At 64.6% G+C, this 15,429-nt stretch carries 12 protein-coding genes, 1 tRNA gene and 2 pseudogenes; 10 read left to right on the top strand and 5 right to left on the bottom strand.

Annotation, left to right across the window (positions count from 1 at the left end):
* The first annotated feature begins 1 nt into the window (after position 1).
* Positions 2-1,012, top strand: a complete 1,011-nt coding sequence (locus DC31_RS09935) for an alpha-ketoacid dehydrogenase subunit beta (RefSeq protein WP_036279445.1) — start codon at positions 2-4, stop codon at positions 1,010-1,012.
* A pseudogene (locus DC31_RS09930) lies at positions 1,009-2,345 on the top strand (dihydrolipoamide acetyltransferase family protein). The gene DC31_RS09935 and the pseudogene DC31_RS09930 overlap by 4 nt, the downstream one beginning before the upstream one ends.
* A 2-nt stretch (positions 2,346-2,347) precedes the next feature.
* On the opposite strand, the gene DC31_RS09925 reads toward DC31_RS09930, so the two are convergent.
* Complete coding sequence (locus DC31_RS09925) at positions 2,348-2,923, bottom strand: TetR/AcrR family transcriptional regulator (RefSeq protein WP_235201427.1); 576 nt, start codon at positions 2,921-2,923, stop codon at positions 2,348-2,350.
* A 108-nt stretch (positions 2,924-3,031) separates the two neighbouring features.
* Here DC31_RS09925 and DC31_RS09920 point away from each other — a divergent pair.
* The 5 genes and pseudogenes from DC31_RS09920 (at position 3,032) to DC31_RS09900 (ending at position 8,990) form a co-directional block, all read left to right on the top strand.
* Positions 3,032-4,584, top strand: a pseudogene (locus tag DC31_RS09920) (carboxyl transferase domain-containing protein).
* 5 nt (positions 4,585-4,589) lie between these two features.
* Positions 4,590-6,530: an acetyl/propionyl/methylcrotonyl-CoA carboxylase subunit alpha gene (locus DC31_RS09915; protein ID WP_036279438.1), complete on the top strand. Its 1,941-nt coding sequence runs from the start codon at positions 4,590-4,592 to the stop codon at positions 6,528-6,530.
* The gene (locus DC31_RS09910; protein WP_036279435.1) at positions 6,527-7,678 is read left to right on the top strand and encodes an acyl-CoA dehydrogenase family protein; all 1,152 of its coding nucleotides are present in this window, start codon (positions 6,527-6,529) and stop codon (positions 7,676-7,678) included. The genes DC31_RS09915 and DC31_RS09910 overlap by 4 nt, the downstream gene beginning before the upstream one ends.
* Before the next feature lie 9 nt (positions 7,679-7,687).
* Positions 7,688-8,173, top strand: coding sequence for a MaoC family dehydratase (locus DC31_RS09905; RefSeq protein ID WP_036279431.1), 486 nt, complete (start codon positions 7,688-7,690; stop codon positions 8,171-8,173).
* Positions 8,163-8,990 carry an HpcH/HpaI aldolase/citrate lyase family protein gene (locus tag DC31_RS09900; protein ID WP_036279429.1) on the top strand — a complete coding sequence of 276 codons (828 nt, stop codon included), beginning with the start codon at positions 8,163-8,165 and terminating at the stop codon, positions 8,988-8,990. The genes DC31_RS09905 and DC31_RS09900 overlap by 11 nt, the downstream gene beginning before the upstream one ends.
* Here the strand turns inward: DC31_RS09900 and DC31_RS09895 are convergent.
* A complete protein-coding gene (locus tag DC31_RS09895; protein WP_036279427.1) occupies positions 8,987-9,571 on the bottom strand; it encodes a histidine phosphatase family protein in 585 nt (194 codons plus the stop codon). The genes DC31_RS09900 and DC31_RS09895 overlap by 4 nt on opposite strands.
* The gene (locus DC31_RS09890; protein ID WP_200872897.1) at positions 9,568-10,407 is read right to left on the bottom strand and encodes a Sir2 family NAD-dependent protein deacetylase; all 840 of its coding nucleotides are present in this window, start codon (positions 10,405-10,407) and stop codon (positions 9,568-9,570) included. Before DC31_RS09890 ends, DC31_RS09895 begins: the two co-directional genes overlap by 4 nt.
* Before the next feature lie 80 nt (positions 10,408-10,487).
* Between DC31_RS09890 and DC31_RS09885 the strand changes: the two genes are divergently transcribed.
* Complete coding sequence (locus DC31_RS09885; protein ID WP_036279421.1) at positions 10,488-11,288, top strand: TrmH family RNA methyltransferase; 801 nt, start codon at positions 10,488-10,490, stop codon at positions 11,286-11,288.
* Here the strand turns inward: DC31_RS09885 and DC31_RS09880 are convergent, their stop codons facing one another.
* Positions 11,289-12,113, bottom strand: a complete 825-nt coding sequence (locus DC31_RS09880; RefSeq protein ID WP_051606701.1) for an SGNH/GDSL hydrolase family protein — start codon at positions 12,111-12,113, stop codon at positions 11,289-11,291. It lies immediately after the preceding gene.
* An 81-nt stretch (positions 12,114-12,194) separates the two neighbouring features.
* Between DC31_RS09880 and DC31_RS09875 the strand changes: the two genes are divergently transcribed.
* Both DC31_RS09875 and DC31_RS09870 read left to right on the top strand, forming a co-directional pair.
* Positions 12,195-13,937 carry a DEAD/DEAH box helicase gene (locus tag DC31_RS09875; RefSeq protein ID WP_200872896.1) on the top strand — a complete coding sequence of 581 codons (1,743 nt, stop codon included), beginning with the start codon at positions 12,195-12,197 and terminating at the stop codon, positions 13,935-13,937.
* A 148-nt stretch (positions 13,938-14,085) separates the two neighbouring features.
* A complete protein-coding gene (locus DC31_RS09870; protein WP_036279418.1) occupies positions 14,086-15,183 on the top strand; it encodes a VIT1/CCC1 transporter family protein in 1,098 nt (365 codons plus the stop codon).
* 64 nt (positions 15,184-15,247) lie between these two features.
* Here the strand turns inward: DC31_RS09870 and DC31_RS09865 are convergent.
* A tRNA-Leu gene (locus tag DC31_RS09865) sits at positions 15,248-15,330 on the bottom strand.
* Positions 15,331-15,429: the final 99 nt, after the last annotated feature.

Genomic DNA, 15,429 nt, shown 5'->3' with positions numbered 1-15,429 from the left:
GATGTCGCAGATCACTCTCGGCAAGGCTTTGAACGCCGGCCTGCGAAAGGCCATGCGCGACGACGAGAAGGTCGTGCTGCTCGGTGAAGACATCGGAAAACTCGGCGGTGTCTTCCGAATCACAGATGGGTTGCTCGACGAATTCGGGGCGGCACGGGTGATTGACACCCCGCTTGCGGAGTCAGGCATCGTCGGTGCTGCCGTCGGCCTCGCATACCGCGGGTATCGCCCAGTCGTAGAGATTCAGTTTGATGGCTTCGTTTATCCGGCCTTCGACCAGATCGTCTCGCAGGTCGCAAAGCTGCATTACCGCACGCAGGGTCGTGTAAAAATGCCGATCACCATTCGCATCCCCTGGGCCGGAGGCATCGGCGCGGCCGAGCATCACTCCGAGTCACCGGAGGCATATTTCGTGCACACCGCGGGTCTCCGCGTGATCGCAGTCTCGAATCCCGAACATGCCTTTCGCTGCTTACAGCAGGCGATCGCCTCTGACGACCCGGTGATCTTCTTCGAGCCGAAGCGTCTGTATCACCACAAGGGCGAGGTCGATCTGGATGCTTCGCTCGCCGATGCGCCTCCGATGGGGGTCGCTCGGGTGGCCCGCTCTGGCTCTGACGCGACGGTCATCACCTACGGGGCGATGGTTTCGACGGCTCTGGATGCCGCGGCTGCTGCCGACGACGATGGCGTGTCGCTGGAGGTCATTGACCTCCGCTCGATCTCGCCCATCGACTACGACACCGTCGCAGCATCCGTCCGCCGCACCGGACGTGTCGTCGTTGTGCACGAAGCCGCACGTGAGGCTGGCGTCGCGGCCGAAGTCATCGCGAGCATCACAGAGCGCTGCTTCGAATACCTTGAAGCGCCGCCCTTGCGCGTCACCGGGCATGACATTCCGTACCCGCCAGCGAAGCTGGAGAAGTTTCACCTCCCGGATCTTGATCGGATTCTCGATGCCGTCGACCGCGTGCTTGACCGGCCGAACAGTCTGACGGGAGCCGAATCATGATCGAAGAATTCCGCCTGCCAGACCTCGGTGAGGGACTCACCGAGGCAGAGGTCGTGCAGTGGCTCGTCGCGCCCGGCGACACCGTGACGCTGAACCAGACGCTTGCCGAGGTCGAAACTGCCAAGGCCATCGTCGAGTTGCCTTCGCCATATGAGGGCACCGTGTCGACTTTGCACGCCGACGCCGGTGAGACAGTTGCCGTCGGCGCACCGCTGATCGCTTTCGATGTGGTGGGTGCTGCGCCTGCGGATGCTCCGACGGGTGCAGCGGCGGAGGAGAAGACTCCACCGAATCTGGTTGGATATGGCGCGGCACCTTCTGCCACGGGTCGTCCCGCACGGCGCGCCCGTCGGGTGGGTGCAACGGCTCCGGTGGCAGACACCGCAGTTCTTGAGGCTGCGCCCCATGACGTACTCCACGACGCCCCCGCGCCCGCCGAGCAGGGGGAGCGTCCGCGCTCGACGCCGCCGGTGCGAGCGTATGCGAAGCGACTCGGGATCGATATCGTGCTCGTCGCCGCCGAGGTCGGCGAACGCGCCATCACACGTGCCGACATCGAAGCGTACGCCGAGCGCGTCGGCGCGCGTGCGGACGTTCCAGCGGCTCGCCCGGCTACCATTCCCACGGCGGGCGAACGTGAAACGCGGATTCCGATTCGCGGCATCCGCAAGCACACCGCCGCCGCAATGGTGCAGAGCGCCTTCACCGCGCCTCACGTGACGACATTCCACACTGTTGACGTCACAGCGACGATGGATCTCATCGCGAGTTTTCGTGCGGATCGCACGCTCACGGAGCACCGCATCGGCCCGCTCGTCGTCGTCGCTAAGGCGGTGTGTCTTGCGCTGAGTCGCACACCCGGACTCAACTCGCGCTGGGATGAAGAAGCGGGCGAGATCGTCCAGCCGCACTATGTGAATCTGGGTATCGCCGCGGCGACGGAGCGCGGGCTTATCGTTCCCTGCATCCGCGACGCCGAGCAGATGACGGTTCCCGAACTCGCCGATGCTGTGAGCGCGCTCACAGCGACAGCACGCGCGGGAAAGACAAGCCCGGCAGAGCTCGCCGGCGGGACGTTCTCGATCACCAATATCGGAGTGTTCGGCATCGACGCTGGCACGCCGATTCTGCCGCCTGGGCAGTCCGGGATCCTCGCGACCGGTGCTGTGCGTCGGATGCGTGGGAGTACCGCGGTGAGATTGCGCTTCGTCAGGTGATGACGCTGAGCCTCTCCTTTGATCACCGGATTGTCGACGGCGCGGAGGGTGCGCGGTTCGTGAAGGACATCGCGGACATTCTGGAGGAGCCAGGTCGGGCGATGCTATTGCGCTGAAGTCAGGCGACGAGGGCGGCGTAGGCCATCGCAGTAAGAATCTCTGCCGTGGCTTTCTTCGATCGAGAGTGGCTGCGCGTGCTGTGCGGTGTGGAGTTGATGAGTCCGAAGCACGCCTGCACGCGCAGTCGCAGTTCGTCTACTGGTGCCGCGCGCAGGGGGTAGAGTGCGGAGACCCAGAGCTCTATGTAGGTGCGCTGGAGGCGGCGTACCTCGGCTCGATCATCCTCGCTGAGATGTGCGAGATCGCGGTCCTGCACGCGGATGACATCAGCATGGGTGAGCGCGAAATTAACGTGAAAGCCGATGAGCTCCAGCATCCGCTCTGTATCGTCCGACGAACCCGATGCGACGTCGCTGCCGCCGCTGACAAGCTGTTCACTGACATTCACGAGCACTGCGCCCAGCAGCGCTTGTTTGCCCGCGAAATGCCGATACACGGCCGGACCGGAGACTCCGACGGCGGCGCCGATGTCTTCGAGGCTGACACCCGAATATCCACGTGCGGCGAACAGGCGCGCGGCTTCATGCAACAGCGAGTCTGCGCGCTCGGCCTTGGCTCGATCGCGCGCGGTCATAGGGGTTGTCATTTCAGTTAACGCTCGCTAACCTAAATTGTCGGGTTAGTGCACAGTAACCGAAAAGTCACGGTGAGTGCCAGTGCGTGAGTCGAGGAGGACGTCATAATGTCAGCCACCCAGGAGGCATTGGCCACTGAGTTGCACGCGCGACTGGCCACGGCCGCGCTCGGCGGGCCGGAAGCATCCAGGCAACGTCACGTCGCTCGCGGCAAGCTTTTGCCACGTGAGCGAATCGAGCGCCTGCTCGATGAAGGCAGTCCGTTCCTCGAGATCGCACCGCTCGCCGCCGACGGATTGTACGGCGGAGAGGCGCCCGCGCCGGGGTGATCGCTGGAATCGGTCTCGTGCACGGGCGCCACGTGATGGTTCTGTGCAACGACGCCACTGTGAAGGGGGGCAGCTACTTCCCGATGACGGTGAAGAAGCATCTTCGCGCGCAGGAGATCGCACTCGAGAACCGCTTGCCTTGCCTCTATCTGGTCGACTCTGGTGGGGCGTTCTTGCCAAAGCAGGATGAGGTCTTCCCCGATCGCGAGCATTTCGGCCGCATCTTCTTCAACCAGGCGCGGATGAGCGCGGAACGTATCCCACAGATCGCTGCAGTGTTGGGCTCGTGCACTGCCGGTGGCGCGTACGTGCCAGCGATGAGCGATGAGACGGTGATCGTCCGTAATCAGGGCACGATCTTCTTGGGAGGGCCTCCGCTTGTGAAGGCCGCGATCGGAGAGATCGTGAGCGCTGAAGATCTCGGCGGGGGAGAGCTGCACGCTCGTCGCTCCGGCGTGGTGGATCACCTGGCCGACGACGATGAGCACGCCCTCGAGATCGTGCGCGACATTGTCGCCACGCTTCCCGCTCCTGCCCAGCCAGCGTGGGAAGTCGTCGCATCCGTTCGTCCGGCGGAAGAATCCAGTTTGTACGACGTCGTCCCCGTCGACGTCAACGCTACGTATGACGTGCACGAGGTTATCTCGCGTCTGATCGACGCCGACACGTTCCATGAGTTCAAGCGTGAATACGGTACGACCTTGGTCACTGGTTTTGCGCGGCTGCACGGGCATCCGATTGGCATCGTCGCGAACAACGGCGTGCTGTTCAGCGAGTCAGCACTGAAGGGTGCGCACTTCATCGAACTGTGCGATCAGCGCGGCATCCCTCTGCTCTTCTTGCAGAACATCACCGGGTTCATGGTGGGTTCGGATGCCGAAGCCGGAGGCATCGCGAAGGACGGCGCCAAAATGGTGACCGCCGTGGCGACCACACGCGTCCCGAAGCTCACCGTGATCATCGGCGGCTCGTTCGGCGCCGGGAACTATTCGATGTGCGGCCGGGCCTACTCGCCGCGATTCCTATGGACCTGGCCCGCGAGCCGCATCTCGGTGATGGGCGGCAATCAGGCAGCCTCCGTCCTCGCAACAGTGAAGGAAGACCAGCTCACCGCCCGTGGGGAAGGTTGGAGCGCTGACGAACGTGCTGCATTCGAAGAGCCCATCCGCGCCCAGTACGAGACGCAGGGCGAGCCGTATTACGCCACCGCTCGCCTCTGGGACGACGGCATCGTCGATCCAGAACACACCCGAGACATGCTGGGGCTTGCCCTCGACGTCATTGCCCGTAGCCCATTGCCAGAGCCGCGCTTCGGCCTCTTCAGGATGTGAATGACATGAACAAACCATCGGTCCTGGTCGCCAACCGTGGCGAGATCGCGCGTCGCATCATTCGGACACTGCGAGAGCGTGGCCAGCGGAGCATTGCCGTGTACAGCGAGGCGGATGCCGCGTCCGCCCACGTTCGTGAAGCCGACGAGTTGGTGCTGATCGGACCCGCGCCCGCCGCAGAGTCGTATCTCAACGTTGATGCCGTGATCCGAGCGGCGAAAGAGACCGGCGCGCAGGCGATCCACCCCGGCTACGGGTTCCTCTCGGAGAGCGTCGCGTTGGCTGCGGCCTGCGCTGACGCCGGTATCGTCTTCATCGGCCCCTCGATCGAGGCCCTCAAAATCATGGGCGATAAAGCCACTGCACGCGATCATGTCGAAGCGCGGGGCGTGCCGGTAGTGCCGGGATTCAACGCCGCGGGGCTCTCCGATGGCGAGATCGCTACGCGTGCGTCTGAGGTCGGCTACCCGCTACTGGTGAAACCCAGCGCGGGTGGCGGCGGCAAGGGCATGGAAGTAGTCACCGAGGCGAGCGCACTCGGTGCAGCGCTGGCATCCGCTCGTCGTGTCGCGGCGTCTGCCTTCGGTGACGACTCGCTCATCTTGGAACGACTGATTCGGCGCCCGCGCCACATCGAAGTGCAGGTGTTCGGCGACCAGCACGGCACGGTGATCGCACTCGGCGAGCGCGAGTGCACGCTGCAACGTCGTCACCAGAAGGTCATTGAAGAAGCACCATCGGCGGGGCTGCCCGACGGGATGCGGGAGCGCCTGTTCGACGCTGCGGTGCGCGCGGCTGAGAGCGTCTCTTACGTCGGCGCGGGCACGGTCGAGTTTCTCGTCGACGCCGACGCACCCGAAGACTTTTTCTTCATCGAGATGAACACGCGTCTGCAGGTGGAGCATCCGGTGACGGAGGCGGTCACGGGACTTGACCTGGTCGCGCTGCAGCTCGACGTCGCAGCCGGAGGGGCCGTTCCCGCTGTGCCGACGCTGAGCGGTCACGCGGTTGAGGCGCGGATTTACGCAGAATCTCCTGAGCGCGGTTTTCTGCCGTCGACCGGTCATATTCTGCTGTTCACTCCGCCGCGGGGGGTGCGAGTGGATGCCGCGATTGAGAGCGGGAGCGTCGTCACGGGGTTTTACGATCCGATGATCGCCAAGGTGATCGCGCACGGACCGGACCGTGAAACCGCGTTGGCGCGTCTCGACGAGGCGCTCGCGCAGACGGTCGTGCTCGGCGTGGAGACGAACATCGCCTTCCTGCGTGCACTCTGCACGAATGAGCGCGTCGTGAGCGGCGACCTCGACACGGGCTTGATCGAGACGCTGTTGCCTGTGGTGGCCGCGCCTGTGTCCGCGCGCATGCTCGTCGCCGCGAAACATCAGTTGCAGCATGAGACACACCGTCAGAACATGGGTCTCATGCAGCAAACTGTTTCTCGCCGGGCCGGGCAGGTGTGGGACGGACTCGTTGATACCAACGTGGGTGGCAGGACGTTTCTCACCGATGCTGACGAGGTGTTGGAGGCACCGGATGCTTCGGCGGGGAGTGCCAGCGCCGCCACCGACGCCGACGGTGCGATCTGGGTCTCCGAGGGCGGCCGCAGCGCGCGGCTTCGCACCCTGACCCGTAGACAGCGGATGCAACGGCGCCTCGCTGCGCAGCATCCGGTCGCGAAAGAGACCAGCCCCGAGGCGCGCGCACCCATGCCCGGAACCGTTGTCGCTGTGCACGTCGAAGACGGCGCGACGGTCACCGCCGGACAGGCGCTCGTATCGATCGAGGCGATGAAGATGGAGCACCCGGTGCTCGCTCCGCACGACGGCACGGTGCACCTTCTGGTCGCGCTCGGCGATCAGATGCGACGTGACCAGCCGGTCGCGTCCGTCTCAGCACACACATCCATACCGACGACGAACAGCAATGATGGAGGAACGCCATGACCGCAGATCTCAGTACAGAAGAGCGCGAACTCAGCGCGATGGTGCGTGAGTTCGCCGAAACTGTTGTCGCACCGCAGGCATATGAAGCCGATCGGACGCACACGCTCTCGATGGATGTCGTCGGCCAGATGGGAGACTTGGGTCTGTTCGGGCTCCCGTTCCCCGAGGATGTCGGCGGCCAGGGTGGCGACTACATGGCGCTCGGCCTCGCGATCGAGGCACTCGCGCGCGTCGACCAGTCGATCGCAATCACACTCGAGGCCGGCGTGAGCCTGGGCGCCATGCCGATTTTCCGTTTCGGCAACGACGAGCAGAGGGCCGAGTATCTGCCCGAGCTACTGGCAGGGCGCGCACTGGCCGGTTTCGGCCTGACGGAGCCAGAGGCCGGCAGCGATGCGGGCGCGACGCGCACGACGGCGCGGCGTGAGGGCGACGAGTGGGTGATCGATGGGTCGAAGCAGTTCATCACCAACTCCGGCACCCCCATCACTCGTTTCGTCACAGTGACGGCTGTCACAGCGGTGCAAGACGGACGCAAACAGATCTCGACGATCATCGTCCCGAACGGCACGCCCGGATTCACCGTCGAGGCACCGTACGACAAGGTCGGCTGGCATGCTTCCGACACGCACCCGTTGACCTTCGACGGTGCGCGCGTCCCTGCGGCGAACCTGCTCGGAGAAGAGGGGCGGGGTTTCAAGAACTTCCTCAGCATTCTCGACGAGGGGCGCATCGCGATCGCGGCGCTCTCGACTGGCGCTGCCGAGGGATGCCTGGAGGCAGCAGTTGAATATGCCAAGAGCCGCACAATCTTCGGCAGCGCGCTGAGCACTCGCCAGAACGCGCAGTTCACGCTCGCGCGGATGCGGGCTCGCGTGCACACCGCACGTCTCGCGTGGCACCACGCCGCACGCCTCCGCGATGCGGGCAAGTCGTTTGGTGAAGAGGCCGCGATTGCGAAGCTCGTCGCCGGCGACGCAGCGATGGACAATGCCCGCGACGCTACCCAGATTTTCGGCGGCAACGGGTTCATGAACGAGTTCCCGGTTGCACGTCACTATCGCGACTCGAAGATCCTCGAGATCGGCGAGGGCACCACCGAAGTGCAGCTGCTTGTCATCGCGCGTGCGCTGGGCCTCGCCGGGTAGCGTGGCAGCATGACCGACATCATTCAGCGCGGGCTGTACTACGAAGAGTTTGAGGTGGGGGTGCGCTACCTGCACCGTCCGGGGCGGACTGCCACCGAGGCCGACAACGTGCTGTTCACGACGCTCACGATGAACACTCAGGCACTTCACCTGGATGCGGCATTCGCTGATACTCAAGAGTTCGGGCAGCGTCTGATGAACTCGATGTGGACCCTGTCGACCATGGTTGGCGCGTCGGTTGCCCAACTCACCCAGGGCACGCTGGTCGCTCAACTCGGGCTCGGGGACATTGCGTTTCCGCATCCGCTGTTCGCGGGCGACACGCTGTACACCGAGAGCACGATCACCGAGAAGCGGTTATCGTCCTCACGCCCAGGACAGGGGATCTGCACGATCGCGCACATCGGTCGCAACCAGAACGACCTGATCGTCGCGAAGGCCACACGGACCGCGCTGGTGCACTGCCTGCCGAAGGAGACAACGGATGCCGTTTGACGAGGACGCTGCCCACTGGGCTGCAGGTCCAGCACTGCTCTTTTGTCCCGCAGATCGCCCTGAGCGATTTGGGAAGGCGTTCGAACGTGCCGATGCGGTGATCCTCGACCTGGAGGATGCTGTCGCTCCCGCTGCCAAAGCGAGCGCGCGCGAGCACGTGGCTGCATCAACGCTCGATCCCGCGGGGGTGATCGTTCGCGTCAACGCGCCAGACACGGACGAGTTCGAACGCGATCTGACGATGCTCCAGCAATCTCCCTTTCGCACCGTCATGGTCGCGAAGACGGAAGATGCGGCATCCCTCGATGTGTTTGATGACCGGTTCTCTTTGATCACGCTCTGCGAAACCGCGAAAGGAATCAGCAATGCACGCCTGATCGCCGCTCACCCGCGAGTCGTTGCGATGATGTGGGGGGCGGAGGATCTGGTCGCTTCCCTCGGCGGAACCTCGAGCCGCAAGACGAATGGCCGCTACCGTGATGTCGCCCGATACGCGCGCTCCCAGGTGCTGCTTGAAGCCGGTGCGCACGGTAAGGCTGCGATCGACGCCGTACACATCGATATCGACGATACGAAGGGCCTCGCGCAAGAGGCGGCGGATGCCGCGGCATCCGGTTTCAGCGCCACCGCGTGCATCCACCCGAATCAGGTGTCGGTCATCCGCGAGGCGTATCAACCGGATGCCAAAACGACAGCGTGGGCGCATGACGTGCTGGCCGCCGCGGAGGGGGAGCGCGGCGTCTTCCGATTCCGCGGGCGGATGATCGACGAACCAGTGCTCCGCCACGCACGCTCGGTGGTGGCGCATTCGCGCTAGTGGATTACCGCATCCAGAAGCCGAAGCCCGCCGGGTGACGCTTCGAATCGGTGGGCTGAACCATTGCGGAGCGGTTCGCCTTCGCGCGGCAGCGTGCCACTGGAGACATGGTTGAGCAAGGAGCGGATCACTCCACCGTGCGTGACGACGATCACCGACTCGGCGACCGGAGCAGACCGCCGACGCGACTGCTCGGAGATGACGTCGAGGGCAGCGAGCGCACGATCGCGCACCTCTTCCATCGTCTCGGCGCCGGGAGGCGCGCTCAACCAGTCGCCGTAGGCGGACATGTACTCCTTGACGAGGAGCCCCTCGGCTTGCCCGAATTCGCGTTCGCGCATGCCGTGAGTTATCTCGGGATCAGACATACCGAGCTCACTCGCGATGATCTTGGCCGTCTCGTGTGCGCGGACAAGCGGGCTCGCATAGATCACGTGATGCGTGCCGTCGGCGAGCAGGGCTGCAGCACTGCGGGCGTCATCGCGCCCGGTGTCGTTCAACGGGATGTCTGTTGATCCCTGGATTCTGCGGGCGAGGTTCCAGTCGGTCTGACCATGGCGGACGAGGGTGATGTGGGTCACTGCAAGAGCTCCTGGAGGGCGGGGAGCACGTCGCCGGTTCCGCCGGCGAGCGTCACATGCGCCCAGGCGTCCGCGCGCGTCGGCTCGTGATTGACGATGATCATCGGGATGCTGCGGCGGCGGGCGCGTTCGACCAGACGTACACCGGAGTTGACGACGAGTGATGAGCCGGCGACGATCAGGGCGTCGCTCGCGCGAAGCAGTGATTCGGCCGCGCGGAATCGGTCCCCGGGCACATATTCGCCGAAGAAGACCACGTCGGGTTTCAGCATGCCGCCGCACACCGTGCAGTTCGGCACGACGAAAGCATCGATGCTTTCCGGGGCGACATCGCCATCCGGGTTGAGTGCGACGCTCTCCGGGACGGTGAGCCAGGGATTGAGACTCTCGATCTGCGTCGCGACATCACGCCGGTCAAAGACCTGTCCGCACTGCAGGCAGACGACGCGGCGCATGGTGCCGTGCACCTCGATCACGCGGGCGCTTCCGGCGCGCAGATGCAGGCCGTCGACGTTCTGTGTGATGACGCCGGAGACGATCCCGTCGCGCTCCATCTCCGCGAGTGCGATGTGCGCGGCGTTCGGCTCGGCGGCGGCGAACGCACGCCAGCCGAGATGCCCGCCGAGCCAGTAACGTCGCCGAGCGGCTTCATCCGCGAGGTAACGCTGGATGGTCATCGGATCGGCTCGAGTACGCGCACCTTCGCCCCGGTAGGCGGGGATGCCGGAGTCGGTGGAGATTCCGGCACCGGTGAGGAGCGCGATCTTTCGGCCCCGCAAAAGGTCGGCGGATTTCGCAATACCGGCTGACAGCTCAGCGCTGGTCGTCACACTCACCAAACCTCCCTGAGCGAGTCTACGGCGTGCCCAACGTCAGCGCTCCAGCCAGGACGGTACAAGATGGCAGAGTTGTCAGCATGCACGTGGAGCATGTCACCGACGCGGGAGACTCGCGTCTCGCCGACTATCGGAATCTCACCGATACGGCGTTGCGTCGCGTTCAGGAGCCGCAGGGCGGCCTCTACATCGCGGAGTCCGCGAAGGTGATCGCGCGCGCGGTCGCCGCGGGGCACAACCCTCGTTCGGTGTTGACGCAGCGCCGTTGGGTTGCCGGGATCGAAGAGATCCTCGGCGCCACAGATATCCCGGTGTATGTCGTCCCCGACGAGATCGCCGAGCAGGTCACCGGATACGCCGTGCACCGTGGTGCACTCGCATCGATGCACCGGCCGGTGCAGCCGTCGGTGGCTGAGATCGTGCGCGATGCGCGTCTCGTGCTCGTGCTCGAAGATCTGATCGAGCACGCCAACGTCGGCGCTGCATTTCGCGCTGCGGCTGGCCTCGGAGCTGATGCGGTGCTGGTCTCGCCGCGCTGCGCAGATCCGCTCTATCGTCGCAGCGTCAAAGTGAGCATGGGCACCGTTTTCCAGGTGCCGTGGGCACGATTTGCTGACTGGTCGGATGCCACGGCAGAGCTGCACGCAGCTGGTTACGGGATCGCGGCGCTCGCACTGAGCGACGAGTCGGTGCCGCTGGACGTGTACGCCGCCGCGCGGCCGGAAAAGATCGCGCTGGTCCTCGGCACAGAGGGCGATGGACTCTCCTCGACCGCACTCGAGAGTGCCGACACCGTGGTCACGATCCCGATGCGCGGGGGAGTGGATTCGCTGAACGTCGCCTCTGCCGCCGCTGTCGCCTTGTGGGCGCTGTCTCGCTGACTACTCCGGCTTCGGAAACACGAACGGAGCAGCATCCGGGCGCTTCGCGGCGATGTGGTCACCAGAGGACTGATGATTCAACCGTCGCAGCACCCAGGGCATCAGATGCTCGCGTGCCCAGCCAAGGTCTCCGGCGCGGGCCTCACGCCAGGTGCGGATGGGTAGCGGATCGGGCTGCATGGCCTGAAGGCCGTTCGGCACGTTCAGCGCGCGCAACACCATTCGTGCAACTTCGTGGTGACCGAGGGCGTTGTAGTGCAGACGGTCATCCGCGAAGAACCGCGAGTCCTGCACAGTCTTGAGCGCCCACTGATCAGCGACGACACAGTCGTGACGCTCGGCGATGGCTCGAATATTTTCGTTGTAGATGGCGACTTTGCCTCGAAATCGTCGGAGCACAGGTGTGAACCCGGTGTCGATGCCGGTGAAGACCAGGACGGTTGCCCCGGTCGACGCGAGGCGCACCACAGCATCCTCGAATTGCGCGGCGGTCGCATCCGGATCAGTACCCGGCCGGATGACGTCGTTACCGCCCGCGCAGAGCGAGACGAGATCGGGGCGCAGCGCGACAGCCGGTTCGATCTGCTCGGCGGCGATCTGAGCAATCAGCTTTCCTCGGACAGCCAGGTTGGCGTAGGCGAAGTCGTCGACCTGCTGCGACAAAACTTCTGCCACCCGATCAGCCCAGCCACGATGCCCATCGGGCGTAGCGGGATCAGGATCACCGATGCCCTCTGTGAACGAGTCGCCGATGGCGACGAAGCGACGCCACGGGTGCGCCGGGGCGTTGAGTACGTCGATGGGCACGTCCGGGTTATTTGGCACGGAACGAGCCTACCTGGCCGAGTAGTGTGCTCCATAGGTACCGCGCGCCTGATGTCCCCGGCACCGATTACGCTTGATTCGATGCTCTCTCCGTCCTATCCCCAGCGTGCCCCTTGGGGAACAGCTGACAAGCTGCGCGCTTGGCAACGGGAGGCGCTGAACGCGTACTTCGAGCGGGATCAGCGCGATTTCCTGGTTGCTGCGACGCCGGGTGCAGGAAAGACAACCTTCGCGCTGACGCTTGCTGTCGAGTTGCTCAAAATCGGCGAGGTGAACCGCATTATCGTGGTGGCCCCGACCGAGCATCTGAAGACCCAATGGGCGGATGCGGCTGCCAAGGTGAGTATTCGCCTCGATCCGCGCTTCCGCAACAGTCATTGGGCGCCCTCGCGCCAGTATCACGGCGCCGTCGTCACCTATGCGCAGGTGGCTGCGAAGTCCTCAGTGCACCGCCATCTGACCGAAGATGCGCAGACCCTGGTGATCCTCGACGAGGTGCATCACGGTGGTGACGCTCTCAGCTGGGGTGACGCGATCCGGGATGCCTACGGCCCCGCCAAGCGACGTCTACTGCTCTCGGGCACGCCTTTTCGCAGCGACACTGCGCCGATTCCGTTCGTCGTCTACGCGCCAGACGAATCGGGCAGCCGAATCTCCACCACCGACTACAACTACGGCTACGGTCGCGCCCTCGCTGACGGTGTCGTCCGACCGGTGTTGTTTCACATGTACTCCGGCAAGATGCGCTGGCGAACCAGCGCGGGCGATGAACTCGAAGCGCATCTCGGGCAAGACAATACCAAAGACGTCACCTCTCAGGCCTGGCGCACGGCGCTTGACCCCGAAGGCGAGTGGATGCCGGCGGTACTGTCGGCCGCAAACCGCCGTCTGACCGAGATTCGCCACCACATCCCGGATGCCGGGGGCCTCGTGATCGCAACGGATCAGACGGTTGCCCGCGCCTACGCGAAGATTTTGCACAGCCTCACTGGTGAGCGCCCCACGATCGTGCTCTCTGACGAAGCGGCAGCATCTGAGCGAATCGAAAGATTCAGCACCGATGGCAGCCGCTGGATGGTTGCCGTTCGGATGGTGTCCGAAGGCGTCGATGTGCCGCGCCTCGCGGTCGGTGTGTATGCGACTTCCTCATCGACACCGCTGTTCTTTGCCCAGGCGATCGGCCGTTTTGTGCGTGCCCGCCGCGGTGGTGAGACCGCGAGCATCTTCCTCCCGAATGTGCCGATTCTGCTGGGCCTCGCGAGCGAACTGGAGAAGGAGCGCGATCACGCCCTCGATCGACAGAGCAAAGACGATGACGGGCTCGATGATTCGCTGCTGGAGAGTGCGAATCGAGAGGAAGAAACATCCGACGCGCTGACCCAAGAGTTCAGCTATCAGGCGATCTCGTCGCTGGCGCACTTCGATCGCGTCGTCTTCGAAGGACAAGAATTCGGGCAGCTCGCTGAGCCCGGAACGCCTGAAGAAGAAGAGTTCATCGGCCTTCCTGGCCTGCTCGAGCCCGAGCACGTCCACGAGCTTCTCATGCAGCGCCAGACGCGTCAGGCACGGCTTCGTGAGGCACGAGAAGCAGAAGCCGGGCCTGAAGTCACAACGACCCTCCCGGCGCCGCTGCACCGCACCCTGCGCGAGCAACGCCAACTGCTGAACAGCCTCGTCGGGCTCTACGCCCGGCAGGCAGGCGAGCCGCATGGTGCCGTGCACGCCGAATTGCGTCGTATCTGCGGCGGGCCGGCAGTCGCACAGGCGACGGTGACGCAGTTGCAGTCGCGCATCGAGGTACTCCGTAAGCGCGTACGCACCTAGGCCGTGTCCGCTCCGGCCCCTGAGCCCGTCGAAGGGTTAGGAGTCCCGAAATGCTGGCAATCCCCGCTTTTCGGCGTTCTGGCCTCCGCAGCCTAGCTAGCGTTGATCGTGCCCGAATACGGGTTGTTCACCGCATCATGGAGGATTTATGACCGCGCGTGCAGCCGCAGAGCCGACCGCAGCTGATCGCCGCCGCTGGGCGCGTTATCTCGTCGAGGAGCGCGCAGAGGGGTTGGTCTATCAGAAGCTGGCCGGCCGCAAGTCGGGTGAAGAAAAAGAGATTCTGCAGAGCCTCGCCGACGCAGAGCGCCGACACGAACAGCACTGGCTTGATCTACTCGGTGGCGAGCCGGCCCGGCTTCCGAAGGCAGGCATCCGCTCACGGTCGCTTGGGTGGATGGCGGGACGCTTCGGATCGATCTTCGTGCTTGTGCTCGCGCAGACAGCAGAAGGCCGCTCGCCCTACGACGCCGAGCAGTACGCGACCCCCGCTATGCGGGCGGACGAGAAGATCCACGAAGAGGTCGTGCGCGGACTCGCGGCGCGTGGTCGACGACGACTGTCCGGTTCGTTCCGTGCCGCGGTGTTCGGCGCGAACGACGGGCTCGTCAGCAACTTGGCTCTTGTCCTCGGTATCGGTGCCACCGGGGTGGGCCCGGGCTTCGTGCTCTTCAGCGGAATCGCTGGTCTGCTGGCAGGAGCGCTGTCGATGGGCGCAGGCGAGTTCGTATCTGTGCGGTCTCAACGTGAGCTGCTCGCCTCGACGGAGGCGAATGAGGATGCCGCGTTGTCTGCCGGTGATCTCGACATCGATGAGAACGAGTTGGCGCTCGTGTACCGTGCGCGGGGCGTCGACGAGGCAGAAGCGCTGGCGCGTTCACGCCGGATCATCACGGCAGCTCAGGAAGGTGTGCGTCGGGCCGCCACCGGCCCGATTCGTGCGCACGCCGGCGCCGACCACGACATCGTGGGTACCGACTGGTCGGCTGCGATCTCCAGCTTCCTGCTGTTCTCGTCCGGAGCGATCATCCCGGTGCTGCCGTGGATCTTCGGTCTCCAGGGCATCGCTGCGGTCATCGTCGCACTCGTGCTCGTAGGTACTGCCTTGCTCGGCACCGGGGCGATGGTCGGCATCCTCTCCGGAGGCCCACCGCTCGGACGCGCGCTGCGTCAGCTCGCGATCGGGTTCGGAGCCGCCGCGATCACCCATGCGCTCGGTCTCGCCTTCGGCGTCGGTGCCGTCTAATCGGCGAGACTGCGAGCAAGAAGAATGGCCCGGATCCTTGCGGATCCGGGCCATTCTCATCTTGTGCGCGGAGGGGGACTTGAACCCCCACGCCCTTACGGGCACTACGACCTCAACGTAGCGCGTCTACCATTCCGCCACCCGCGCAGGTGATGAAAGGTCGTTGCCGACCGAAGAAAAACATTACCATGCTCGACAGTCCGCATCGAACCGAAGGGACACCTCGGGCGTGCCGCAGGCTTGGGT

The sequence above is a fragment of the Microbacterium sp. CH12i genome, from assembly GCF_000685355.1.
In the GTDB taxonomy this organism is placed as follows: domain Bacteria; phylum Actinomycetota; class Actinomycetes; order Actinomycetales; family Microbacteriaceae; genus Microbacterium.
Note: the sequence above shows the minus strand (reverse complement) of the source record. Positions and strands in the feature narration are given on the sequence as shown.

Bases quoted from the DNA above. Each gene is read 5' to 3' on its own strand.
- DC31_RS09905 (WP_036279431.1), top strand. From the start codon at position 7,688: ATGACCGACATCATTCAGCGCGGGCTGTACTACGAAGAGTTTGAGGTG.
- DC31_RS09870 (WP_036279418.1), top strand. From the start codon at position 14,086: ATGACCGCGCGTGCAGCCGCAGAGCCGACCGCAGCTGATCGCCGCCGC.
- DC31_RS09875 (WP_200872896.1), top strand. From the start codon at position 12,195: ATGCTCTCTCCGTCCTATCCCCAGCGTGCCCCTTGGGGAACAGCTGAC.
- DC31_RS09900 (WP_036279429.1), top strand. From the start codon at position 8,163: ATGCCGTTTGACGAGGACGCTGCCCACTGGGCTGCAGGTCCAGCACTG.
- DC31_RS09935 (WP_036279445.1), top strand. From the start codon at position 2: ATGTCGCAGATCACTCTCGGCAAGGCTTTGAACGCCGGCCTGCGAAAG.
- DC31_RS09885 (WP_036279421.1), top strand. From the start codon at position 10,488: ATGCACGTGGAGCATGTCACCGACGCGGGAGACTCGCGTCTCGCCGAC.
- DC31_RS09915 (WP_036279438.1), top strand. From the start codon at position 4,590: ATGAACAAACCATCGGTCCTGGTCGCCAACCGTGGCGAGATCGCGCGT.
- DC31_RS09925 (WP_235201427.1), bottom strand. From the start codon at position 2,923: ATGACCGCGCGCGATCGAGCCAAGGCCGAGCGCGCAGACTCGCTGTTG.
- DC31_RS09910 (WP_036279435.1), top strand. From the start codon at position 6,527: ATGACCGCAGATCTCAGTACAGAAGAGCGCGAACTCAGCGCGATGGTG.